The 24,146-nt window shown below is 59.2% G+C and carries 17 protein-coding genes; 5 read left to right on the top strand and 12 right to left on the bottom strand.

The window, feature by feature from the left end; translation table 11 throughout:
* Positions 1-11 precede the first annotated feature (11 nt).
* The 9 genes from gltB to ACODS3_RS08395 form a co-directional block, all read right to left on the bottom strand.
* Positions 12-4,457: a glutamate synthase large subunit gene (gene gltB / locus ACODS3_RS08355; RefSeq protein WP_489033973.1), complete on the bottom strand. Its 4,446-nt coding sequence runs from the start codon at positions 4,455-4,457 to the stop codon at positions 12-14.
* A gap of 358 nt (positions 4,458-4,815) precedes the next feature.
* Positions 4,816-6,450, bottom strand: a complete 1,635-nt coding sequence (locus ACODS3_RS08360) for an AAA family ATPase (protein ID WP_201001477.1) — start codon at positions 6,448-6,450, stop codon at positions 4,816-4,818.
* Between the two features lie 10 nt (positions 6,451-6,460).
* Positions 6,461-7,564, bottom strand: a complete 1,104-nt coding sequence (gene aroB, locus ACODS3_RS08365) for a 3-dehydroquinate synthase (protein WP_201001476.1) — start codon at positions 7,562-7,564, stop codon at positions 6,461-6,463.
* Between the two features lie 115 nt (positions 7,565-7,679).
* On the bottom strand, positions 7,680-8,198 hold the full coding sequence (gene aroK, locus ACODS3_RS08370) for a shikimate kinase AroK (RefSeq protein ID WP_095067284.1): 519 nt from the start codon (positions 8,196-8,198) through the stop codon (positions 7,680-7,682).
* A gap of 4 nt (positions 8,199-8,202) precedes the next feature.
* Complete coding sequence (locus ACODS3_RS08375) at positions 8,203-10,302, bottom strand: type IV pilus secretin PilQ (RefSeq protein WP_201018318.1); 2,100 nt, start codon at positions 10,300-10,302, stop codon at positions 8,203-8,205.
* 47 nt (positions 10,303-10,349) lie between these two features.
* A complete protein-coding gene (gene pilP / locus ACODS3_RS08380) occupies positions 10,350-10,877 on the bottom strand; it encodes a type 4a pilus biogenesis lipoprotein PilP (protein WP_201018319.1) in 528 nt (175 codons plus the stop codon).
* The gene (gene pilO, locus ACODS3_RS08385; RefSeq protein ID WP_201001472.1) at positions 10,874-11,497 is read right to left on the bottom strand and encodes a type 4a pilus biogenesis protein PilO; all 624 of its coding nucleotides are present in this window, start codon (positions 11,495-11,497) and stop codon (positions 10,874-10,876) included. The genes pilP and pilO overlap by 4 nt, the downstream gene beginning before the upstream one ends.
* Positions 11,494-12,069 carry a PilN domain-containing protein gene (locus ACODS3_RS08390; RefSeq protein ID WP_201001471.1) on the bottom strand — a complete coding sequence of 192 codons (576 nt, stop codon included), beginning with the start codon at positions 12,067-12,069 and terminating at the stop codon, positions 11,494-11,496. Before ACODS3_RS08390 ends, pilO begins: the two co-directional genes overlap by 4 nt.
* Complete coding sequence (locus ACODS3_RS08395; RefSeq protein ID WP_201001470.1) at positions 12,069-13,133, bottom strand: pilus assembly protein PilM; 1,065 nt, start codon at positions 13,131-13,133, stop codon at positions 12,069-12,071. The genes ACODS3_RS08390 and ACODS3_RS08395 overlap by 1 nt, the downstream gene beginning before the upstream one ends.
* Before the next feature lie 210 nt (positions 13,134-13,343).
* Between ACODS3_RS08395 and ACODS3_RS08400 the strand changes: the two genes are divergently transcribed.
* Positions 13,344-15,779, top strand: a complete 2,436-nt coding sequence (locus tag ACODS3_RS08400; RefSeq protein WP_489033995.1) for a penicillin-binding protein 1A — start codon at positions 13,344-13,346, stop codon at positions 15,777-15,779.
* A gap of 114 nt (positions 15,780-15,893) precedes the next feature.
* Here ACODS3_RS08400 and ACODS3_RS08405 read toward each other — a convergent pair whose 3' ends face one another.
* From ACODS3_RS08405 to rpmE, 3 genes are all read right to left on the bottom strand, one after another.
* On the bottom strand, positions 15,894-17,162 hold the full coding sequence (locus ACODS3_RS08405; protein WP_201001467.1) for a malic enzyme-like NAD(P)-binding protein: 1,269 nt from the start codon (positions 17,160-17,162) through the stop codon (positions 15,894-15,896).
* 185 nt (positions 17,163-17,347) lie between these two features.
* Positions 17,348-18,151, bottom strand: coding sequence for a thermonuclease family protein (locus tag ACODS3_RS08410; protein ID WP_304574880.1), 804 nt, complete (start codon positions 18,149-18,151; stop codon positions 17,348-17,350).
* Between the two features lie 23 nt (positions 18,152-18,174).
* Positions 18,175-18,396: a 50S ribosomal protein L31 gene (gene rpmE, locus ACODS3_RS08415; protein WP_025262296.1), complete on the bottom strand. Its 222-nt coding sequence runs from the start codon at positions 18,394-18,396 to the stop codon at positions 18,175-18,177.
* A gap of 166 nt (positions 18,397-18,562) precedes the next feature.
* Between rpmE and ACODS3_RS08420 the strand changes: the two genes are divergently transcribed.
* From ACODS3_RS08420 to hslV, 4 genes are all read left to right on the top strand, one after another.
* Positions 18,563-20,782, top strand: coding sequence for a primosomal protein N' (locus ACODS3_RS08420; RefSeq protein ID WP_201018321.1), 2,220 nt, complete (start codon positions 18,563-18,565; stop codon positions 20,780-20,782).
* A 184-nt stretch (positions 20,783-20,966) separates the two neighbouring features.
* Complete coding sequence (argS, locus tag ACODS3_RS08425) at positions 20,967-22,703, top strand: arginine--tRNA ligase (protein WP_201018322.1); 1,737 nt, start codon at positions 20,967-20,969, stop codon at positions 22,701-22,703.
* Position 22,704: 1 nt separating this feature from the next.
* Positions 22,705-23,400, top strand: coding sequence for an SPOR domain-containing protein (locus tag ACODS3_RS08430; protein WP_025262299.1), 696 nt, complete (start codon positions 22,705-22,707; stop codon positions 23,398-23,400).
* 193 nt (positions 23,401-23,593) lie between these two features.
* A complete protein-coding gene (gene hslV, locus ACODS3_RS08435) occupies positions 23,594-24,124 on the top strand; it encodes an ATP-dependent protease subunit HslV (RefSeq protein WP_025262300.1) in 531 nt (176 codons plus the stop codon).
* The last annotated feature ends 22 nt before the right edge of the window (positions 24,125-24,146 follow it).

The following is a 24,146-nucleotide window of genomic DNA, read 5'->3' on the forward strand; positions in this document are numbered from 1 at the left end:
TGCAGCTACGTTTATTGCGGATTCGCCCGGGTGCTGGAGAGCAGCGATTTCAGGTTGGCAGCCTTGGGCTTGACCAGCCAGAAACGGCGCAGGTAGTCGTCCAGGTTTTCAGCCAGGTTACGACCCCACTCGCTGTCGGTTTCGGCGACATACTCGTTCAGCACGCTTTGCAGGTGAGTGCGATAAGCCTCCATCGCCTCGCCGCTGATGCGCTGAATCTCGACCAGCTCATGGTTGACCTGGTCAACGAAGGTGTTGTCCTGGTCGAGCACGTAAGCAAAACCGCCAGTCATGCCGGAACCGAAGTTGTAGCCGGTCTTGCCCAGCACACAAACGAAACCGCCGGTCATGTATTCGCAGCAGTGGTCGCCAGTGCCTTCCACGACTGCATGAGCACCCGAGTTACGCACAGCGAAACGCTCACCCGCAGTACCAGCGGCGAACAGCTTGCCGCCGGTCGCGCCGTACAGGCAGGTATTGCCCACGATGGCGCTTTCGTTGGTCTTGAACGGGCTGCCTTTAGGCGGAACGATCACCAACTTGCCAGCGGTCATGCCTTTGCCGACGTAGTCGTTGGCATCACCTTCCAGGTACATGTTCAGGCCACCGGCGTTCCACACGCCAAAACTCTGTCCGGCAGTGCCTTTGAAACGGAAAGTGATCGGTGCCTTGTTCATGCCCTGGTTGCCATGCAGCTTGGCGATTTCACCGGAAATCCGCGCGCCGATGGAACGGTCGCAGTTGCAGATATCCAGCTCGAACTCACCGCCACTCAGGGATTCGATAGCCGGCTTGGCCATCTCCACCATTTTCTCGGCCAACAGGCCCTTGTCGAACGGCGGGTTGCGGTCCACAAGGCTGAACTGCGGCTTGTCGGCAGGCACGTGGTCGCTGCCCAGCAGAGGCGTCAGGTCCAGATGCTGCTGCTTCTCGGTTTCGCCCGGCAGGATGTCCAGCAGGTCGGTACGACCGATCAGTTCTTCCAGGGAACGCACGCCCAGCTTGGCGAGCCATTCACGGGTTTCTTCAGCCACGTACGTGAAGAAGTTGATCACCATATCGACGGTGCCGATGTAGTGGTCCTTGCGCAGTTTGTCGTTCTGGGTCGCTACGCCGGTGGCGCAGTTGTTCAGGTGGCAGATACGCAGGTATTTGCAGCCAAGAGCGATCATCGGCGCAGTACCGAAGCCGAAGCTTTCAGCACCGAGGATGGCGGCCTTGATCACGTCCAGACCGGTTTTCAGACCACCGTCGGTCTGTACCCGGACCTTGCCGCGCAGGTCGTTGCCGCGCAGGGTCTGGTGAGTCTCGGCCAGGCCAAGCTCCCACGGCGCACCGGCGTACTTGATCGAAGTCAGAGGCGAAGCGCCTGTGCCGCCGTCGTAGCCGGAAATGGTGATCAGGTCGGCATAGGCCTTGGCCACACCGGCAGCGATGGTACCAACGCCTGCCTCTGCTACCAGCTTGACCGAAACCAGCGCCGACGGGTTGACCTGTTTCAGGTCGAAAATCAGCTGCGACAAGTCTTCGATGGAATAGATGTCGTGGTGCGGCGGAGGCGAGATCAGGGTCACGCCCGGTACGGCATAGCGCAGTTTGGCGATCAGGCCGTTGACCTTGCCGCCCGGCAGTTGCCCGCCTTCACCCGGCTTGGCGCCTTGAGCGACCTTGATCTGCAACACATCGGCATTGACCAGATATTCAGGCGTCACGCCGAAACGGCCAGTGGCGATCTGCTTGATCTTGGAGCTGCGGATGGTGCCGTAGCGCGACGGATCTTCGCCGCCCTCACCGGAGTTGGAGCGAGCGCCCAGGCGGTTCATCGCCTCGGCAAGTGCTTCGTGAGCTTCCGGCGACAGCGCGCCGAGGGAAATCCCGGCAGAGTCGAAACGCTTGAGGATATCGCTCAGCGGCTCGACTTCGTCGATGCTCAGCGGCTGGTCGAGGGTCTTGACCTGGAACAGGTCGCGAATCATCGACACCGGACGCTTGTCCACCAGCGTGGTGTATTCCTTGAACTTGCTGTAGTCGCCCTGCTGCACGGCAGCTTGCAGGGTGCTGACCACGTCCGGGTTGTAGGCGTGGTACTCGCCACCGAATACGAACTTGAGCAGGCCACCTTGCTGAATAGGCTTGCGCGGGCTCCAGGCTTCGGCAGCCAGAGCCTTCTGTTCGGCTTCGATATCGACAAAACGGGCGCCTTTCAGGCGGCTCGGTACGCCACGGAAACTGACGTCGCAGACTTCCTCGGACAGGCCGATGGCCTCGAACAGTTGCGCGCCACGGTAGGACGCAACGGTGGAGATACCCATCTTCGACAGAATCTTGAGCAGGCCCTTGGTGATGCCTTTGCGGTAGTTCTTGAAGACTTCGTAAAGGTCACCCAGCACTTCACCGGTACGGATCAAATCGCCCAGCACTTCGTAGGCCAGGAACGGGTAGACCGCCGAAGCACCGAAACCGATCAGCACGGCGAAGTGGTGCGGGTCACGGGCCGTCGCGGTTTCGACCAGGATGTTACTGTCGCAACGCAGCCCTTTTTCGGTCAGACGGTGGTGAACCGCGCCGACCGCCAGGGAAGCGTGAGCAGGCAGTTTGCCTGGAGCGATATGACGGTCGCTCAGCACCAGCAGTGTGCGACCGGCACGTACGGCCTCTTCAGCCTGATCCGCGATGTTGCGAATCGCCGCTTCCAGACCGATGTTTTCGTCGTAGTTCAGGTCGATGATGTGACGCTCGAAGCCTGGACGCTCCAGGTTCATCAGCGAACGCCACTTGGCCGGGGAAATGACCGGCGAGCTGAGGATCACACGTGAAGCGTGCTCAGGCGATTCCTGGAAGATATTGCGCTCGGCACCGAGGCAGATTTCCAGCGACATGACGATGGCTTCACGCAGCGGGTCGATCGGCGGGTTGGTCACCTGCGCGAACTGCTGACGGAAGTAGTCGAATGGCGAACGAACACGGCGCGACAGCACAGCCATTGGCGTGTCGTCACCCATGGAGCCGACCGCTTCCTGGCCCTGCTCGCCCAGCGGGCGCAATACCTGATCACGCTCTTCAAACGTGACCTGATACATCTTCATGTATTGCTTGAGCTGGTCACTGTTATAGAAAGCAGAACCGTGGTCGTTGTCTTCCATGGTCGCCTGAATGCGCAGAGCGTTCTTGCGCAGCCATTGCTTGTACGGATGACGCGACTTCAAGCGGTTGTCGATGGCGTCGGTGTTGAGGATCTGACCGGTTTCGGTATCCACCGCGAAAATCTGCCCTGGACCGACACGGCCCTTGGCAATGACGTCTTCAGGCTTGTAGTCCCATACGCCGATTTCCGACGCCAAGGTGATGTAGCCGTTCTTGGTCGTGACCCAGCGAGCCGGACGCAGACCGTTACGGTCGAGCAGGCAGACCGCATGGCGACCTTCGGTCATCACGACCCCGGCCGGACCATCCCACGGCTCCATGTGCATGGAGTTGTACTCATAGAACGCCCGCAGATCGGGGTCCATGGTTTCGACGTTCTGCCACGCTGGCGGAATGATCATCCGCACACCACGGAACAGGTCGATACCACCGGTGACCATCAGTTCAAGCATGTTGTCCATGCTCGACGAGTCGGAACCGACACGGTTGACCAGCGGGCCGAGTTCTTCCAGATCCATCAGATCGTTGGTGAACTTGGTGCGACGCGCCTGTGCCCAGTTACGGTTGCCGGTGATGGTGTTGATCTCGCCGTTGTGGGCGAGGAAGCGGAACGGCTGCGCCAGCGGCCATTTCGGCAGGGTGTTGGTCGAGAAGCGCTGGTGGAACACGCAGATCGCGGTTTGCAGGCGCTCGTCGCTCAGGTCCGGGAAGAATGCCGTCAGGTCGCGCGGCATCATCAGACCTTTATAGATGATGGTCTTGTGCGAGAAGCTGCAGACGTAATGGTCGGCATCAGCGGCGTTGGCCACCGACGAACGGCGACGCGCACTGAACAGCTTGATAGCGAATTCCTGATCGCTCAGGCCTTCACCACCGATGAATACCTGTTCGATCTTCGGCAGACGCTCGAGAGCGAGACGACCCAATACGCTGGTATCGACCGGCACCTGGCGCCAGCCGACCAGAGTCAGGCCTTCAGCGAGGATTTCGCGATTCATGTTCTCGCGAGCGATATCGGCCTTGGCGTCGTCCTGATTGAGGAACACCATGCCCACGGCATATTGGCGGGGCAGATCGACACCGAAGTGATCCTTGGCGACAGCGCGCAGGAATGCATCGGGCTTCTGAATCAACAGACCACAACCGTCACCGGTCTTGCCGTCGGCGTTGATACCGCCACGGTGGGTCATGCAGGTCAGGGCCTGGATAGCCGTCTGCAACAGGTGATGACTGGGCTCGCCCTGCATATGAGCGATCAGGCCGAAGCCACAGTTATCCTTGAATTCATCTGGTTGGTATAGACCTGCTTTCATAGACACTTTCTCACCAGGCTGCCTCTATGCGAGGCATATTTCTTTTCAATTCAATCAATTACCTGTCACGTCGAACGTACGCCGACTTTGGAGAGGCAAAACGGAGGTCATTGTACACAGCGACACAAAGGCCCACAAATTTAACGGCGAAAAGCCGAAAATTAATGTCGCATTTATGAAGGTTTTATAGGCGGACACCGTGCTAGTCAAAGTATTTTTCAATATTCTGACCGAAGCGACCGAAACGTCATGGCGTTTGTAACGCAGACACCGCAAGGCGCGCCGCCCAAAAACGGCGCGTTCAGGCAGGTAAAATCAGGGTTGCCGGGTGAGCGGCCTGGATAAGGCCGCTGCGACTTCAGCGAGTGGCGCCCAGCTCCTGTTGGATGCTGGCGACAGTACGGGGCCAAGGTTTACCAGCCTGAACCTTGGCTGGCAAGACTTTGATGGCTGCAAGGGCAGCAGCGCGGTCTGCAAAATTACCGTATGTCACTACATACAGGGGCTTGCCCTGCAATGTTTTCTTGAAGTACCGGTACTCGCCACCTTGCTCGGCAACATAGGCCTGGGCTGTCGCTTCCGAGCTGGTGCCCAGGATCTGCACGACATAATGCCCCGGCGCCTGACCGCTGTACCAGTTGCCGCCAGCAGCCGGTTTGGCAGCGGCAGCGGCTGGTTTTTCAGCAGGCTTGGCAGCAGGAGCAGCCGGTGCCGGCTTGGCCGTTGCGACCTGAGTCGGCGCTGCGGCTGGCGCAGGAGCAGGCGTAGGCCTGGCTGCCGGTGCCACAGGCGTTGCAGCCGCAGGAGCCGGAATGGAAGAACGAGGCACCGCACCGGCCTGTGCGCCCGCAGGAGGCGCAGTAGTGGTGACAGTGGCAGGCTGGGCTGGCGAGCCCATTGGCACTGCATCCTCGTCGCTGTCACCGGCACCTGCCGCTTCGGCCAGAGGGCCGCGCATCACAGGCTGCGAATTACCCACCAACGGCAGAGGCATCGGCTGCGAGTTACCTGCGAACTCGATTGCCGGACCACCATTATTGGATTGTTGATTCGCTGGCGTGCCCTGTCCCAGCGGCAATTGCGCCTGGGCCGGAGCATTGGCTGGCGCGGCAGCCTTGTCGCCACGGCCAGGGATCAGCACTGCGGCTGCCACTGCGACCACGACAACTGCGCCCAGGGCCAGTACGTGTTTTTTCGGCATGTTGAACCCCACACTTGGGCGTTTGACCGCAGTACGACTAGCGATCATCGCCTCGATCATTGAATCGCGGGCAACCTGGTTGATATTCCCAGGCCAGCCATCGGACTGCTCATGGATATCGGTAATCTGCTCGGCAGTGAACAACGCGATTCCTTGCCCTGCACCTTCCAGACGTTGAGCCAGATATTCCCGGGTTTCTTCTTCGGTATAAGGTTGCAACTCAATGACATGAAAGCGCTCGCCTTCGACATCACCCTGCAGGTCGGCGCACAGTTGATCGAGACGGTCGATCAGCGACGGCTCGCCAAACAGGAACACATGCGGACGACCTTCCGGCGTGCCTGCGGCCAGACCCAGCAACGCTTCGAGCGCCGAATCGCCAAGTTGTTCCGCATCGTCGACCAGCAAATAGACTTCCTGACCGGTCAGCGCGAGTTGCACGACCTGCGCCAGAATCGCCTGCATTTCGGCCTGGGCGACAATCAGCGCCTGCGCGACCTGCTGCAGTACGCCTGCCGCATCACTGGCGCCACGCGCCGAAATGACCACGCTCTGCACTGACTGCTTGTTGGTGCTGGCCACCAGAGCCTGACGCAGCAAGGTCTTGCCACTGCCCTGAGGGCCGGTCACTGCAAGCAGCAACTGGCTATAGCGGGCCAGATGATGGAGCTGACCCAGCACCGACTTGCGCTGGGCAGGGAAAAACTTGAAGCCAGGTACCCGCGCTGCAAAGGGGTCATGACTCAACTGATAATGGCCGAGGAAAGCCTCGTCGGCATGCAAACTAGTCATGGGTTTTCCGTTAACCTCTAAGCTGATCCACCAGGGCGCGGTAATCCGCAACCAAAGTGGCCTGTAGTACTTCTTTTGGATAATCGTCCGTGATAACCGCTTCACCCATCTGACGCAGAAGCACCAGACGCAGGCGACCATCGATCACTTTCTTGTCGATCGCCATGTGTTCAAGGAAATCGCTTTCCGTCATGTCCTGCGGCGGCACAACCGGCAAACCGGCACGCTGGAACAGGCGAATACCGCGATCGCGCTCCTGGGTAGTGATCCAGCCAAGACGCGAAGACATTTCCAGGGCCATGACCGTACCGGCGGCAACCGCCTCGCCATGCAGCCAGACACCATAGCCCATATGCGTTTCGATGGCGTGGCCGAAAGTGTGACCCAGATTCAAGGTTGCCCTTACACCGGACTCGCGCTCATCGGCACCGACCACCAGCGCCTTGGCGGCGCACGAACGCTCGATGGCGATGGTCAGGGCTTTCTGGTCAAGACCACGCAACCGGTCGACATGATCTTCAAGCCAGGTCAGGAAGGGCTCGTCGCAGATCAGGCCGTACTTGATGACTTCAGCCAGCCCCGCGGACAGTTCACGCTCGGGCAGGGTGTTGAGGGTGGTGGTATCGATCAGCACGACGCCCGGCTGATAGAAAGCACCCACCATGTTCTTGCCCAGCGGGTGGTTGATGCCGGTCTTGCCACCCACCGACGAGTCCACCTGGGACAGCAGGGTGGTCGGGATCTGGATGAAGTTCACGCCGCGCTGATAGCAGGCGGCAGCGAACCCGGCCATGTCGCCGATCACACCGCCACCGAGGGCGATCACTGTCGTGCGGCGATCATGCCGTGCCGTGAGCAGGCCATCGAAGATGGTTTGCAGGGTTTCCCAGTTCTTGAACGCCTCGCCATCGGGAAGCACCACCGACACAACGTTGTAGCCCACCAGAGTCCGCGTCAATCGCTCGAGATAAAGAGGAGCCACCGTGGTATTGGAGACGATAGCTACCTGCCGCCCGACGATATGCGGGATCAGAAGCTCCGGCTTGTCCAGAAGGCCTTCGCCAATATGAATCGGGTAGCTACGCTCACCAAGCTCGACCTTAAGTGTCTGCATGTGTCCCCACATTGATTACCGATTGGGCATTGCGCATGTTTTTTCGTGCGCCAGGACAGCAAATGGCTGTCGCTGTTTTGATGGTCGCCGAGGATAGCGCATTTTCGTCTGCGCTTTAACGGGGAGGAAGCTCTGCCAGGCGGGCAAGTATGTCAAGAACGACCATACGAGGTGGCCGTTCATCGGTTTCAACCACCAGATCGGCGATTTCCCGATACAGCGGGTCACGAATGGCCAGCAACTCGCCCAACACACGAGCCGGATCGGCGGTGCGCAGCAATGGGCGATTACGGTCACGTGCGGTGCGTCCGACCTGCTGCTCGACCGATGCATGCAGATACACCACGCGCCCACCGGCATGCAGTGCCTGACGGTTTTCGCTGCGCATGACGGCTCCGCCGCCCGTCGCCAGAACGACGCCATCGGCTTCACACAACTCCGCAATCATCGCCTGCTCGCGGTCACGAAAACCCGGTTCGCCTTCCTTGTCGAAAATCCACGGAATATTTGCACCCGAGCGCAGCTCGATTTCCTTGTCGGAATCCTTGAACGGTAGACGCAGCTCTTTGGCAAGCAAACGGCCGATGGTGCTTTTACCAGCCCCCATCGGCCCTACAAGTATTAAATTTCGCACAGAATCAACGACTCACAGCAATCGCCTGGTTGTTCATGATACGCGGAGTCAGAAATACCAACAGCTCGGATTTCGCTTCTGACACCGTATCTCGACGGAAAAGGCGGCCAAGATACGGTACATCGCCAAGAAATGGCACTTTCTCTACAACTTTACTTTGCGTATTGGAGAACACGCCACCGATCACGATGGTCTCGCCATCGGAAACCAGCACCTTGGCGTTGACCTCGTTTTTCCTGATCGGAGGCACGCCGAGCACCGCATTGAGGTAATCCGGCTCATCCTTGGTGACCTTGACCTCCATGATGATGCGGTTATCCGGCGTGATCTGCGGTGTCACCTCCAGCGACAGGGACGCCTCCTTGAAACTCACGGTTGTCGCGCCGCTGGAGCTGGATTCCTGGTAAGGGATTTCCGTACCCTTGAGGATCTTGGCGGTTTCCTTGTCGGAAGTGACCACCTTCGGCTGAGAGACGATTTCACCGTTGCCGGTCTTCTCCATCGCGCTCAGTTCAAGATCGAGCAAGGTGTTGTTGGTGACGAAGGCGATCCCGATACCGGAGGTCGCATCGGCAGCGCCCAGGTCGACGAACGGCGTGTTGGCACTCAGGTCAGAGCCGGTATTGCCCGCTTCGTCGCCGTTATCGTCCAGGCCGTAGGTATTCCAGTTGCCGCTGCCGACCTTGGTTCCACCCCAACGCACACCCAGCGCCTTGTCATAATCGACGTTGGCCTCAACGATGCGTGCTTCGATCATTACCTGACGCACAGGAATATCCAGTTGAGACACGATACGGCGCAGTTCGTCGAGCCGGTCCTGGGTCTGGTAGGCAATGATGTTGTTGGTGCGCTCATCCACAGTGATCGAACCACGCTCGTCGGCTTTCGACTCGACGCTGGTCACTGACTGGAACAGCTTGGCGATATCCGCCGCCTTGGCGTAGTTGACCTGCAAAAGCTCGCGACGCAACGGCGCCAGCTCGGAAATCTGCTTGAGGGATTCCAGCTCCTGACGCTCACGGGCGGCAATCTCATCGGCTGGCGCAACCAGAAGAACACTGCCGACCTTGCGCTTGTCCAGCCCCTTGGTCTTGAGCACCAGATCCAGCGCCTGATCCCACGGCACGTTCTGCAAGCGCAGGGTAATACCGCCCTGAACCGTGTCGCTGGCCACCAGATTCAGGTTGGTGAAGTCGGCAATCAATTGCAGCACCGAGCGCACATCGATGTCCTGGAAGTTCAGCGACAGCTTTTCACCGGTGTAGACCGGTTTGTCGGCGGCACGGCGATCCAGGTCTTCATTGGTCAGAGGGCGCACGCTGATGGTCAGCTTGTTTTCGGTCTGGTAGGCCGAGTAATCGAAGGCTCCCGAAGGCTCGATGCTGATACTCGCCTTGTCGCCGGAAGTCGTGGCACTCACGAACTGCACAGGCGTGGCGAAATCCTTGACGTCCAGCCTGACCCGCAACGGCTCAGGCAACTGGGTCTTGGCGAAGTCGACACGAATCTTGCCGCCCTGCTCCTGGATATCAGGAGAAATGCCCGGGCTGCTCAGATCGATGACCACATTGCCTTCGCCCAGCTCACCACGCTGGAAGTCGATATTCTTGATGGCTTTCACGCCAGCCGGCACGTAAGGCCGGGCGGGTGCCGGAGCGGGTGCCGGGACCGCGACTCGCGGTGTTCCCATGGCCGTGCTCGGCTGGGAGGACTGCGCAGCGGCAGCGCCCTGGCCGACGACCACGAACAGGTTGTTGCCTTCGACACGCGAACTGTAGGGCGACAGCGTCGTCATGTTGATGATGACGCGCGTACGATCCTGGGCCTGAACCACCACGACACTGCGCGCATTGCCCGATCCCAGATCACGACTCTTGGTAGCCAACTGACTGGTCACACCCGGCAGATCCAGCGCGATGCGTGCTGGCTGCTCGGTGGTATAGCCGCGCGGCGCAGGAACCGGAGAATCGAAGGAAAGCTTCAGTTCGATCCGGTCACCCGGCAAGGCTGCGACATCCAGCGTTTTGAGATTGGCTGCCTGGAGAACCGGCGAAAGCATCGCTATCCCTAGCGAAACGCCGATAATCGAGAGAATCCTGATCATGATGAATTTCCGTTGTGCGGTGTTATGCATGCTTGGCCTTGCCCACTTCATGAGCGTTCTTTGAGGGAAATACTGCGTGGCCTTTCAAGCCAGGCCCCCTCTCCATCAGGAACTATTTCAATGACATCGACCTGCGCATCGCTGACCGACACAATCCGGCCGTTATTGCGGCCCAGATAATCGCCCACTTTCACGCGATGAACGCCTCCGGCGCCGCGCAACAAGGCGAATGTACCCGATTCGTTGCCAATGGTTCCGACCATCTCGAACGATTCGATATTGAACCCCTCAAGAAACTGTTTGACCCGCGTCTCATCAGGCTTGACCAGCCGCGAGCCTTTCTGGCGATTGAGCAGGTCGATCTTCACCGGAGGCTGGAACGGACTGCGCAGATTGGCCGCGTTATAAGTAAAGGTTTCATAGGGCCGGAACTTGGGCAATGGATCGATATTGCCTGAAGGACGCGCCTTGACCTCATTGACGAAGGTGCTGAGGTCCGCGAACTCCTGATCGTTATCACAGCCGGCGAGCCCCATCACAAGCATACTGACGCACAACAGTCGCGCCGCCCTCATTTCTTCAGCCCTTCATCGTTGTAGCGGTAAGTCTTGGCCAGAATGTTCATGCGCAGCTTGGTCTGGGATTTCGGATCGACCGGCTTTATCTCAAAATCATGCAGCGTCACGATACGCGGCAGGCTGGCAACGCCACTGACGAACGTCGCAAGGTCGTGATAGCCGCCCACGACAGTGATCTGAATCGGCAATTCGATGTAGAACTGCTGGACAACCTCGGGCAACAGCTTGATTTCCTCGAACTCCAGACCGCTTCCAAGACCTGTGCGCGTAATGTCTTCGAGCAGACCCGGCACTTCGGTATCGCTGGGCAATTGCCGCAACAACGCACCGAAGGTGTTCTCCATCTCCGTCATCTGCTTCTTGTAAGGTTCCAGATTCGCGGCCTGGAAGGCCTTGGTCGACACCTGTTCGCGCAGCATCAGCTCGTTGGCCTGAGCCACTTCGAGCCGGGTTTCCAGCTCCTGGATGAAAAAGAAATAACCCAGCGCAAACACCAGCAGCATCACCAATACACCGGAGATAGCCTTGACTGCGGCAGGCCAGGAGCCCAGGTTGTTGAGGTCCAGATCGTTGATGTCGACCTTGCGAAGCCCTTCCAGCCATTCGGAAAAATTCATGGCTTGGCTCCTTCAACAACGACAGCAGCAGGCTGGGTCTGACGCACGGTCAACTGAAAGACGTTGGCCTGATCCACCGCGCCGGCCGTGGTCGCCTTGACCTCGGTCAGGCTTGGCGACTCCAGCCAGTCGGAAGCGTCCAGGTTACGCATCAGGTCCGAAACCCGGTTGTTCGACTCGGCAGCTCCGCTGATCGAAATCAATTTGTCGGTCATTTTGACATCTGAAAAATAAACGCCATCCGGCAAGGTCCGCGCCAGTTGATCGAACATCCGGCCAATGATCGGGCGATTGCCCTGCAAGTCCTGAATGATCTTCATCCGCTCCAGCAACTGTTTGCGCCGGGCTTTCAGGTCGCTGATTTCCTTGATGCGGATATCGAGCTGGGCAATTTCCTTCTGGATGAATGCGTTACGCGACTCCTGATAGGTGATCGAATTACTGACGTAACGATCAATCAGAAACAGGGTACCTACCGAGAAAACCAGCACACCGACCAGCGCGGTCAGGAAGCGTTTCTTGCGCTCTTCGCGAAGCTCTTCACGCCACGGTAAAAGGTTGATCCGTGCCATTAGTCGAAGCTCCTCAAGGCCAGACCGCAGGCGATCATCAAGGCAGGAGCATCACTGGCCAGGGCACCGGCGTTGACCTTGGAACTCAGAGCCATGTCGGCAAAAGGGTTGGCGACCATGGTCGGTGTCCCAAGACGTTTCTGGATCAAATGTTCAAGCCCTGGAATGGAAGCCGTACCGCCTGCCAACATGATGTAATCCACGGTGTTGTACTGACCGGCAGCAAAGAAAAACTGCAGCGAGCGCGAAACCTGCTGCACCAGGGCATCCTTGAAAGGGTTCAACACTTCACTGACGTAATCGTCGGACAGCCCGCCCTGCTTCTTCGCAAGACCCGCCTCTTCCATGGACAGGCCATAGCGACGCTGGATTTCCTCAGTCAGTTGCCGACCGCCGAACAGTTGCTCGCGTGTATAGATGATACGCCCGTGATGCAGGACGCTGAGGGTGGTCATGGTCGCGCCGATGTCCACCACAGCCACCGTCAGTTGATCGTGACCATTGCCCAGTTGTGCAGACAGCAGACCGAAAGAACGCTCCAGCGCATAAGCCTCTACATCGACGACACGGGCCGTCAGCCCGGCCAGCGCCAATGCAGCCTCACGCACTTCCACGTTTTCCTTTCGGCAGGCAGCCAGAAGCACTTCGACACGCTCGGGGTTGCGCGCCGAATAGCCCTGGACTTCAAAATCGATGGCGACTTCTTCGAGGGGGTAAGGAATGTACTGGTCAGCTTCAAGCTTGAGCTGGTTTTCCATATCGTCATCGGACAGACCGGCGTCCATCTCGATGGTCTTGGTGATGACCGCCGATCCTGCAACGGCGACCGCCACTATTTTGGCGCTCGTCTTGGCCTTGACCAGCACACGAGACAACGCATGGCCGACACCTTCAAGTTCGGCAATGTTCTTTTCGACTACGGCATTGGCCGGCAGCGGTTCGACCGCATAAGACTCGACCTTGTAACGAGTGCCGGAACGACTCAACTCAAGGAGTTTTACCGAGGTAGAGCTAATATCGATCCCTAGAAGGGTGTTGGCCTTCTTACCGAAGAGTTCGAACACAACCTGATTCCTATGAGTTTTCCGCCACTTACGGAGTAATTTTTGGTCAACGTCACTGTCAACAGCCTTGACAGTAGCGCAAATCACGCTTGGAGACGAAAAATGCTTATAATGCCCAGCGGTTTTTTCGTTTAACAAAGCTTCAAGGCGTGTTCATTTGTAAATGCCTGTGCTTAACCCATTCTTTTTCGTGGAAATCCAAAAGCCTTGATACGCTTGTTGAAGTTTCTCTGGTGGTCTCTCGTTGCAGTGTTCTGCAGCCTGCTGCTCGGTCTGAGCGGCGCATTCCTTTATCTGAGCCCGAATCTGCCTTCTGTCGAAGCGCTGAGAAGCATTCAGCTGCAAATCCCCCTGCGCGTCTACAGCAGCGACGGCAAGCTGATCGCGGAGTTTGGCGAGATGCGCCGTACCCCAATCCGCTTTGCCGAAATCCCGCCCAACTTCATCAACGCCCTGCTGTCGGCCGAAGACGACAACTTCGCCAATCACTACGGCGTCGACCCAAGCAGCCTGATGCGTGCCGCTACCCAACTTGTAAAAAGCGGCCATATTCAATCAGGCGGCAGCACCATCACAATGCAGGTCGCGAAAAACTTTTTCCTGACCAGCGAAAGAAGCTTTTCACGTAAAACCACCGAAATTCTTCTTGCCTTGCAAATCGAGCGCCAACTGACCAAGGATGAAATCCTTGAGCTGTACGTCAACAAGATTTATCTGGGCAACCGCGCCTATGGCATCGAAGCAGCGGCGCAAGTCTACTATGGCAAATCGATTCGCGATGTAAGCCTTGCGCAAATGGCCATGATTGCCGGCTTGCCCAAGGCTCCGTCACGCTTCAACCCGCTGGCCAACCCGGCCCGCGCCAAGGAACGTCGCGACTGGATTCTTGGGCGCATGTACCGCCTGGGCAAAATTGACCAGAACGCTTACCAGACGGCCTTGAACGAGCCGATCAACGCCAGCTACCACGTTCCGACGCCGGAAGTTTACGCGCCTTACATCGCCGAAATGGCCCGCGCCGAGATGGTCGGCCGTTACGGCAGCGAAGCCTATACCGAAGGCTTCCGCGTCACCACTACTGTTCCAAGCGACCTTCAGGAACATGCCAACACAGCCGTGCAGCAAGGCCTGATCGAATACGACCAGCGCCATGGCTATCGCGGGCCGGAAAGCCGCTTCCCGGGCATGACACATGCCGGCTGGGCTCAGGAACTGACCAAGCAACGCACGATCAACGGCCTGGAGCCTGCAATCGTCACGCAGATCGACAAGAACGGCATCCGCGTCCTGACCCGCAATGGCGAGAAAGAAGAAAGCGTCGACTGGAGCAGCATGAAATGGGCTCGCCCTTACCTGAACACCAACAGCCTGGGGGCAAATCCGCGCCAACCTGCTGACGTTGCTCATGTGGGTGATCTGGTTCGCCTGCTGCGTCAGGCAGACGGCTCGCTGAAATTCAGTCAAACTCCCGCCGCACAGAGCGCGCTGGTTTCACTGGACCCGCAAAACGGTGCCATTCGCGCCCTGGTCGGTGGCTTCGCGTTCGAGCAAAGCAATTACAACCGTGCCATGCAGGCCAAGCGTCAGCCGGGCTCCAGCTTCAAGCCTTTCATCTACAGTGCAGCGCTGGACAACGGCTACACCGCCTCCAGCCTGGTGAACGATGCACCGATCGTGTTCGTCGACGAGTATCTGGACAAGGTCTGGCGCCCGAAGAACGATACCAACACCTTCCTTGGCCCGATCAGGCTGCGTGAAGCGCTCTACAAGTCGCGCAACCTGGTTTCGATCCGCCTGTTGCAGGCCTTGGGCATCGACAGCACGATCGACTACATCACCCGCTTCGGGTTCGCCAAGCAGGATCTGCCACGCAACCTGTCGCTGGCACTGGGCACGGCAACCCTGACGCCGATGGAGATCGCCACCGGCTGGAGCACATTTGCCAACGGCGGCTACAAGGTCAGCCCGTACCTGATCCAGAAGATCGAGAACCGTGACGGCCAGACACTGTTCGTGGCCAATCCGGCCAGCGTACCGGCCAACGATGCCAAGACAGCACCTGACACCTCGACATTCGCGGTACACGACAGCCCGATTGACACTGCCTCACCGACTTCACCTGCCGAACCTCAGGCGCCAGTCGTTGCAGAACGCATTGTCGACGGCCGCACCACTTACATCCTCAACAGCATGTTGCAGGACGTGATCAAACGCGGCACCGGGCGGCGCGCCCTGTCCATGAACCGGCCGGATATCGCGGGCAAGACCGGTACGACCAACGAATCCAAGGATGCGTGGTTCTCCGGCTATAACGCAGATTACGTGACGACAGTCTGGACAGGCTTCGACCAGCCGGAAAGCCTCGGGCGCCACGAGTTTGGCGGCACGGTCGCCTTGCCGATCTGGATGGATTACATGAGCGCCGCGCTCAAGGACAAGGCACCTCACCAACAGGCTGAACCGGATGGAATCCTGAGCCTGCGGGTTGATCCTGTAAGCGGCCGCGCAGCAACCCCAAGCACGCCCAATGCATTCTTCGAGCTGTTCAAGAGCGAAGACACGCCTCCAAGCGTGAACGAACTGGGCGGCAGCGTACCGGGCAGCCCGCTGCCAGCAGACGAATCGGCACCGATCGATTTGTTCTAAAGATAGCTGGAAGCGGCAAGCAAGAGCAGTTGCGCGCTCTTCTCTTGCAGCTTGCAGCTTGAATCTTCCCCATAAAAAAACCGGCCCAAAGGCCGGTTTTTTTATGGGCTGCTGTTAACCCTTAAACACATCATCCACGCTGGTCAGCGGGTAGTGCTTCGGATACGGCAGGGTAGCAACGCCGCTTTCGATAGCAGCCTTGGCCACTGCGTCGGAGATCAGGCCCAGCAGGCGAGCGTCCATTGGTTTCGGAATGATGTACTCACGACCGAATTCCAGCTTGATGCCGCCGTAGGCGTCGCTGACTTCCTGAGGGACAGGCAGCTTGGCCAGTTCGCGCAGGGCGTTGGCAGCAGCGATTTTCATTTCTTCGTTGATGCGCTTGGCGCGAACGTCCAGAGCACCACGGAAGATGAACGGGAAGCCCAGCACGTTGTTGACCTGGTTCGGGTAGTCGGAACGACCGGTCGCCATGATCACGTCGTCACGGGTAGCGTGAGCCAGCTCTGGGGAGATTTCCGGATCAGGGTTCGAGCAAGCGAACACGATCGGGTCTTTGGCCATCAGCTTCAGGTTTTCAGCGCTCAGCAGGTTAGGACCGGACAAGCCAACGAAAACGTCAGCGCCGTCCAGAGCTTCGCTCAGGGTACGCTTCTCGGTTGCGTGAGCGAAAACAGCCTTGTACTGGTTCAGGTCGGTACGGCCGGAGTGAACCACGCCAGTACGGTCAACCATGAAGATGTTCTCGATCTTCGCGCCCATGCTCACCAGCAGCTTCATGCAGGAGATGGCCGCTGCACCAGCGCCCAGGCAGACGATCTTGGCGGTGTCGAGGCTTTTGCCGACGATTTCCAGAGCGTTGATCATGCCCGCGGCGGTCACGATAGCGGTGCCGTGCTGGTCATCGTGGAAAACCGGGATGTCGCATTGTTCGATCAGAGCCTTTTCGATTTCAAAGCACTCAGGTGCCTTGATGTCTTCCAGGTTGATGCCACCGAAGGTGATGGAGATGCGCTTTACGGTGTCGATGAAAGCTTGCGGGCTTTCGGAGTCGACTTCGATATCGAAAACGTCGATACCGGCGAAACGCTTGAACAGAACCCCTTTACCTTCCATGACCGGCTTGGAAGCCAATGGACCCAGATCGCCGAGGCCGAGAATCGCGGTGCCATCGGAAATAACTGCTACCAGGTTGCCTTTGCCGGTGTACTTGTAGGCAAGCTCGGGATCACGGGCAATTTCACGCACAGGTTCAGCAACACCAGGGCTGTAGGCCAGGGACAGGTCACGAGCAGTTGCGGTCGGCTTGGTGAGTTCGACGCTCAATTTACCAGGACGTGGATTGGCATGGTATTCGAGCGCGGCAGTTTTCAGATCTGACATTTAGGGATTCCGCTTTTTTTACTGTGGGACAGACGGACCGCCGAGGATACGCAAGATGCATAGTCCTAACAAGACTGACCAGTCACTGCTGTCAATAGGCGCGGGTATAGACTTTACGCTTAGAGCCTTGGAATACAAAACCCGGACCGCTCATCAGCAAGATGCCCGCGTCAGGGCTTTGATGACTAACGGTTCGACAGGCTCAGCATGGCAGGATGAGTAATCGGCATCATCCAGCGTGCCTGCCCTGACTCTAGACCACCGCGCCGGGAACGATCCACCACCCAGCCACGCGCCTCGACCTGCTTGCCTTGCAGGCGTTCGAGCATCGCGCTGTCGAATTGCGAAAGCAGGTCGGGGGCGATGCGCAGCACCAGCGAACCCTGCAACTCGAGCCAGACACCGCCGCGGTTGCTCTGTACGCTGCGAACCTGCCCGGAAATCAGGGCAAAGCCGCCTTTGTCGATCTGCCCGGCGGACTGGACCGGCGAACTGCGCCACACGCCCAACCCGGCCTGACGTGCCTTGAGTTCCGCGCCCTTCTGGCAGTCGACCAGCGCCACGTTGGGCGCAACTGCCACCAGATAACCCAGCCCTTCGCTCAGCATCTGCGCCTCAAGGTTGGCGCCATTGCGGCCATAGACATTGGCCAGCATACGGCCGTAATGATCTTCGGCCTGCTGACCGACCCGCAGACTGACCTGACCGCCGCTCTCATCCACCAGAACCTGCAAACGACGCTGTGCGGCCACGGCAAAAGGCTCGGCTGAGCGGCCGCTCTTGCCGGTTTCGGGGGTATTGAGGCCGATCATGCGTACATTGCGCCCATCGACAAGACGCAAGGTGTCGCCATCCACTACCCGTTGCACCTGGGCGACCGGCAACCCTTGAGGCGCCGGGCAGAAGGCCTGGGCAGCAGGTAGCCAGATCGCGGCCACAAAAAAGGCACCCACAAGGGGTGCCTTTTCAAGCTGCCTGGAGTAGCGCATACGCCAGCCCAGAGCGGCCAACATTACTTGGCTTTGGTTGCGCCGAACGCACCGAAACGCGACTTGAACTTGTCGACGCGGCCGCCAACGTCCAGAGTCTTTTGCTTACCGGTGTAGAACGGGTGGCACTCGTTGCAAACGTCCAGGCTCAGAGGCTGGGCGAGAGTCGAACGGGTTTTGATGACATTGCCGCAGCTGCAGGTTGCGTCAATGGCTTCGTAAACTGGATGGATATCTGCTTTCATGGGGTACTTCCTCGGTCTAGCGAGCCGCCACCCAACACTATTGTTGAATACCGCACGCAATTAGGCCGCGGATATTACCAGACAATCCATCTGACGCAAGCGAACCTTTAAACCGGTCGTCTGCTAAGATCGCGCATTCTTCGCCCTCCACCACAGGAAGCATCGCTTGCCAAACGCCATCCTGCGCCTGGCCCTGCCCTCGCCGCTTCGACGCCTGTTCGACTATCGCGCTCCGGCCGGAGTATCGCGTAGCGCCTTGCAGCCGGGCATGCGTTTGCGGGTGCCATTCGGGCGGCGGGAAATGATCGGTATTCTGGTGGAAGTGGTCGATCACAGCGAAGTCCCCGACGAAAAGCTCAAGCCCGCCATCGCCCTGCTCGACAGTCAGGTACCCTTGCCGCCATCACTGTTCAAGCTGTGCCTGTGGACAGCCCAGTATTACCAGCACAGCCTGGGCGATACCCTGAGTTGGGCGCTGCCGGTTCTGCTGCGTCAGGGCGAACTGGCCGAAACACGCCAGGAGCGCTTCTGGCACGTGACACCTGGCGCAAGCGTCGACGACCCGCGTATCGCCCGTGCGCCCAAGCAGCGGGAAGCCCTGACCACCCTGGCCCAGCATCCGCACGGTGTAGCGCATCAATTGCTCAGCAAGCTGATGCTTAATAAGGAAAGCCTCAATCTGCTGCTGGCCAAAGGGCTGGTAGAGGTTGAGGTCCGCAGTCATGCACCGGCAGCGCGCCATGAGCACTGGCTGGCGCAGCCGGAACTGCCGCTCAATACAGAACAGCGCGCCGCTTGCGAAGCCATTCGGGCCGGTTTCGGCAGCTTTCATGCTTTCTTGTTGGCAGGCGTTACGGGCAGCGGCAAGACCGAAGTCTATTTGCAGTTGATCCGCGAAACGCTGGAAGCAGGCAAGCAGGCTCTGGTGCTGATCCCGGAAATCAACCTCGGGCCGCAAACACTGGCGCGTTTCGAGCAGCGTTTCAATGCCCGGATCGCCTTGCTGCACTCGGCCGTCAATGACCGCGAACGGCTGGACGCCTGGCTGGCGGCACGGGATGGCGAGGCCGATATCATAATCGGTACACGTTCGGCGCTGTTCACCCCGATGAAGAATCCGGGACTGATCATCATCGACGAAGAGCACGACGGCTCCTATAAACAGCAGGAAGGCCTGCGCTATCACGCCCGCGATCTGGCGCTGGTCCGCGCTCGACAAGAAAACATCCCGATTGTGCTGGGCTCGGCCACACCGTCTCTGGAAAGCCTGCATAACGCCTATACCGGCCGCTACGGCCTGCTGCGCCTGAACCAGCGGGCTGGCGGCGCACAGCAACCACGCTTCCTGCGCCTGGATGTGAAAAGCCGGCCGCTGGACAGCGGAATCTCAGGGCCGATGCAGCAAGCCATCGGCCAGACTCTCGCGGCCGGCCAGCAAGTACTGGTCTTCCTCAATCGTCGCGGTTTCGCGCCCACCTTGCTGTGCCACGACTGCGGCTGGCTGTCGGGATGCCAGCGCTGCGATGCGCGCATGACCGTGCATCAGCGCTCCGGCGAGTTGCGTTGCCATCATTGCGGGCATGTCGAGCGCGTGCCGCGCCAGTGCCCTTCATGCGGCAAGGTGGATTTGCGGCCAGTGGGCGCAGGCACCGAGCGGGCCGAGGAACGACTGGCGATTCTGTTCCCGGATTACCCGGTGCTACGGGTCGACCGTGACAGCACGTCGCGCAAGGACGCGATGAATCAGTTATTCGCCACCATTCAACGCGGGCAGCCGTGCATTCTGGTGGGCACGCAAATGCTCGCCAAAGGGCATCACTTCCCCCGCGTGACGCTGGTCTCGATCCTGGACGCCGATGGCGGGTTGTTCTCAGGTGATTTCCGCGCCAGCGAGCGTATGGCGCAGTTGATCGTGCAGGTGGCCGGGCGTGCTGGCCGCGCCGAAGAACCGGGCAAGGTGATTATCCAGACCCATCTGGCCGATCATCCGCTGCTGATCCAGTTGACCGAGCAAGGCTACTTCGCCTTTGCCGAACAGGCCCTGAGCGAGCGTCGTGCTGCCGGTCTGCCGCCCTTCTCGCATCTGGCCCTGCTGCGCGCCGAAGCCCACAAGCCGGGGCAGGCAGAAGAGTTTCTCGATCAGGCCTGCGCCGAGGCCGAGCAATTGCTGGCCCAAATGAATCTGGGCGGCGTTGAACTACTTGGCCCGGTCCCCGCTCCCATGGAACGGCGCGCCGGACGCTACCGGGCGCAATTGCTGGTCCAGGCCAACGCCAGAGCACCACTGCATCGCATGCTCAACAGTTGGCTGCTGATACTGGAGCAGATGCCCAGCGGCAGGCAGGTGCGCTGGTCGCTGGATGTGGACCCGGTGGATCTTTATTAAGCAGGTGGGTGTGCATTTTCGCGAATGAATTGGCTCCCACACCGTACGCAGCCGGATAGGAGCGAATTCATTCGCGAAGCCCACAGGCTAAGAAGGTTGGCAAGCTTGCCCCGGCAACGGATAATGCCCAGTTTTTCCACCCGCGCATCCCGGCGCCACCGCGCTTGCGGTTGAAGAGAGCATCATGAAAGACACCATTCGCCAGCTGATTCAACAAGCCCTGACCCGTCTCGTCACCGAGGGCGTCTTGCCAGAAGGGCTGACGCCGGCGATTCAGGTGGAAAACGCCCGAGACAAGACCCACGGCGATTTCGCCAGCAATATCGCGATGATGCTCGCCAAACCGGCCGGCATGAAACCCCGCGATCTGGCCGAAAAACTCATCGCCGCCCTGCCTGCCGACGAGCAGGTCAGCAAGGTCGAAATTGCAGGCCCGGGCTTTCTGAACTTCTTCCAGAACACTCAGGCACTGGCTGCGCGCCTGGATGCCGCACTGGCCGACGCGCAACTGTCGGTACGCAAGGCCAGCGCATCCCAGCGCGTGGTCGTTGACCTGTCGGCCCCGAACCTGGCCAAGGAAATGCACGTTGGCCACTTGCGCTCGACCATCATCGGCGACGGCGTGGCCAACGTTCTGGAGTTTCTGGGCGATACCGTGATTCGCCAGAACCACGTGGGCGACTGGGGAACCCAGTTCGGCATGCTGCTGGCCTACCTTCAGGAAAAACCCGCCACCAGCGACGAACTGTCGGACCTGGAAAACTTCTACCGCGCCGCCAAGCAGCGCTTCGACGAATCCGAAGAATTCGCAGAGCGCGCTCGCGGTCTGGTGGTCAAGTTGCAGGCGGGCGATGCCGATTGCCTCGCTCTGTGGAACCGCTTCAACGAGATCTCGCTGTCTCACTGCCAGAAGACCTACGAGCGCCTCAACGTCAAACTGACACCGGCTGACGTCAAGGGCGAAAGCGCCTACAACGACGATCTGGCCAACGTGGTCAGTGACCTGAAAGCTTCGGGCCTGCTGGTTGAAAGCAACGGCGCGCAGTGCGTCTTCCTCGAAGAATTCCGCACCGCAGAAGACACGCCACTGCCGGTCATCGTGCAAAAGGCCGGTGGCGGTTACCTGTATGCCACCACTGATCTGGCGGCCATCCGCTATCGCAGCAAGATCCTGAAAGCCGACCGCGTGTTGTACTTCGTCGACCAGCGTCAGGCTCTGCACTTCCAGCAAGTGTTTGAAGTCGCCCGTCGCGCCGGTTTCGTTCATGACGGCATGCAACTGGAGCACATGGGCTTCGGCACCATGAACGGCGCCGATGGCCGTCCGTTCAAGACCCGCGATGGCGGCACCGTCAAACTGATCGACCTGCTCGACGAAGCCGAAGAACGCGCCTACACGCTGGTGAAAGAGAAAAACCCGGAGGTCGCCGAAAGCGAGCTGCGCACCATCGCCAAGGCCGTGGGCATCAGCGCGGTGAAATACGCCGACCTGTCCAAGCATCGCACCAGCGATTACAGCTTCAACTTCGATCAGATGCTCAGTTTCGAGGGCAACACCGCGCCGTATCTGCTCTATGCGTACACCCGCGTTTCCGGCGTATTCCGCAAACTGGGTACGCCGTTTGATGCCACTCAAGGCCAGATCGTTCTGCAAGCACCGCAAGAGCAGGAACTGGCTGCACGCCTGGCTCAGTTCACGGAAACCCTGAATAACGTTGCAGAAAAAGGCACGCCTCACGTTCTTTGTGCTTACCTGTATGACCTTGCGGGTCTGTTTTCCAGCTTCTATGAAAACTGCCCGATCCTTGGTGCGGAAAATCCCGATCAACAACAGAGCCGTCTGCGTCTGGCGGCCCTGACCGGTCGCACTCTCAAGCAAGGCCTGGATCTATTGGGTCTGGAAACTCTGGAGCGTATGTAAGTTGGCAGTTGCGAAGAAGAAACCGGCTCCCAAGCGGGGCGCCAGCCGTTATCAGGCACCCGCGAAGAAGCCGATTCCAGGATGGTTATGGCTGGCGATTGGCTTGACCGTGGGTGCATTCATCGTCTTTCTGATGAAGCTCGAACCCGGCGGTGAAGACGTAAAACGTGCCAAGGCCGAGGCCAAGGCAGCAAAAATCGCCGAAGCGAACAAGACGCCACCGAGCCCGACGGCACCGGTCAAGCCGAAGTACGACTTCTACACGCTGCTGCCGGAATCGGAAGTTATCGTGCCGAACGAAGCGGTACCGGAAAAGACGCCACCGCCCGTGACCCCGATTGCACCCGTGTCGCCTGAGCAGGCGGCAAAGATCGACACCGCACGCGCCCAGGCGGCCCTCAGCGGCCTGACACCGCCACCGGCACCACCTGTAGCGACCGCAAAACCGGCGCCAGTGACCCAGTTCTTCCTGCAAGCGGGCTCGTTCCGCAAGAAAGAAGATGCTGACAAGGTGCGCGCGCAGATCATCCTGCTAGGCCAGACTTCGACAGTGGAGTCCGGCACGGTCAAGGAAGAAACCTGGTACCGGGTTCTGGTCGGCCCGTTCAGCAACCGCGAACAACTCACCACCGCCCAGAAGCAATTGGCGAGCGGCGGATTTAGTAACCTGTTGTTGCAACAGCGCAGCAAGCAATAACACAGGCTTCTGACCTCTTCGCGAATAAATTCGCTCCCACGGAAGCACACAGCAGCCCCGGTAGGAGCGAATTCATTCGCGAAAGCTTCATCACTGGCTTTTTCGCAAATGAATTCGCGGTTGAAATACCCAACCCCACCCCCATATGAGTCTGCATCAGGGCATTTTCGCCCCGCTGCGTGGAGACTCTCCCTTGACCACCATCGTTTCAGTGCGCCGCCACGGCAAAGTCGTCATGGCTGGCGACGGCCAGGTTTCCCTGGGCAACACCGTCATGAAAGGCAACGCGAAGAAAGTACGCCGCCTGTATCACGGTGAAGTTATCGCCGGTTTCGCCGGGGCCACGGCTGACGCTTTCACGCTGTTCGAGCGTTTCGAAGGCCAGCTGGAAAAGCATCAAGGCCATCTGGTACGTGCTGCCGTCGAACTGGCCAAGGACTGGCGTACCGATCGCTCCCTCAGCCGCCTGGAAGCCATGCTGGCCGTCGCCAACAAGGACGCCTCGCTGATCATCACCGGTAACGGCGATGTCGTGGAACCCGAAGATGGCCTGATCGCCATGGGCTCGGGTGGCGCATTCGCCCAGGCTGCTGCCCGTGCGCTGCTGCTCAAGACCGATCTGTCGGCCCGCGAGATCACCGAGACTGCATTGCACATCGCTGGCGATATTTGCGTGTTCACCAACCACAACATCACCATTGAGGAGCAGGACCTCGCTGAATAAGCCGTTGTCCGGCTGCGTAACC

This window comes from Pseudomonas sp. FG43 (assembly GCF_057809175.1).

Excerpts from the sequence above, each read along its gene's own strand:
- argS (WP_201018322.1), top strand. The coding sequence starts at position 20,967 with ATGAAAGACACCATTCGCCAGCTGATTCAACAAGCCCTGACCCGTCTC.
- pilO (WP_201001472.1), bottom strand. The coding sequence starts at position 11,497 with ATGAATTTTTCCGAATGGCTGGAAGGGCTTCGCAAGGTCGACATCAAC.
- ACODS3_RS08405 (WP_201001467.1), bottom strand. The coding sequence starts at position 17,162 with ATGTCAGATCTGAAAACTGCCGCGCTCGAATACCATGCCAATCCACGT.
- ACODS3_RS08410 (WP_304574880.1), bottom strand. The coding sequence starts at position 18,151 with ATGCGCTACTCCAGGCAGCTTGAAAAGGCACCCCTTGTGGGTGCCTTT.
- aroB (WP_201001476.1), bottom strand. The coding sequence starts at position 7,564 with ATGCAGACACTTAAGGTCGAGCTTGGTGAGCGTAGCTACCCGATTCAT.
- pilP (WP_201018319.1), bottom strand. The coding sequence starts at position 10,877 with ATGAGGGCGGCGCGACTGTTGTGCGTCAGTATGCTTGTGATGGGGCTC.
- rpmE (WP_025262296.1), bottom strand. The coding sequence starts at position 18,396 with ATGAAAGCAGATATCCATCCAGTTTACGAAGCCATTGACGCAACCTGC.
- gltB (WP_489033973.1), bottom strand. The coding sequence starts at position 4,457 with ATGAAAGCAGGTCTATACCAACCAGATGAATTCAAGGATAACTGTGGC.
- ACODS3_RS08375 (WP_201018318.1), bottom strand. The coding sequence starts at position 10,302 with ATGATCAGGATTCTCTCGATTATCGGCGTTTCGCTAGGGATAGCGATG.
- ACODS3_RS08360 (WP_201001477.1), bottom strand. The coding sequence starts at position 6,450 with ATGACTAGTTTGCATGCCGACGAGGCTTTCCTCGGCCATTATCAGTTG.
- ACODS3_RS08390 (WP_201001471.1), bottom strand. The coding sequence starts at position 12,069 with ATGGCACGGATCAACCTTTTACCGTGGCGTGAAGAGCTTCGCGAAGAG.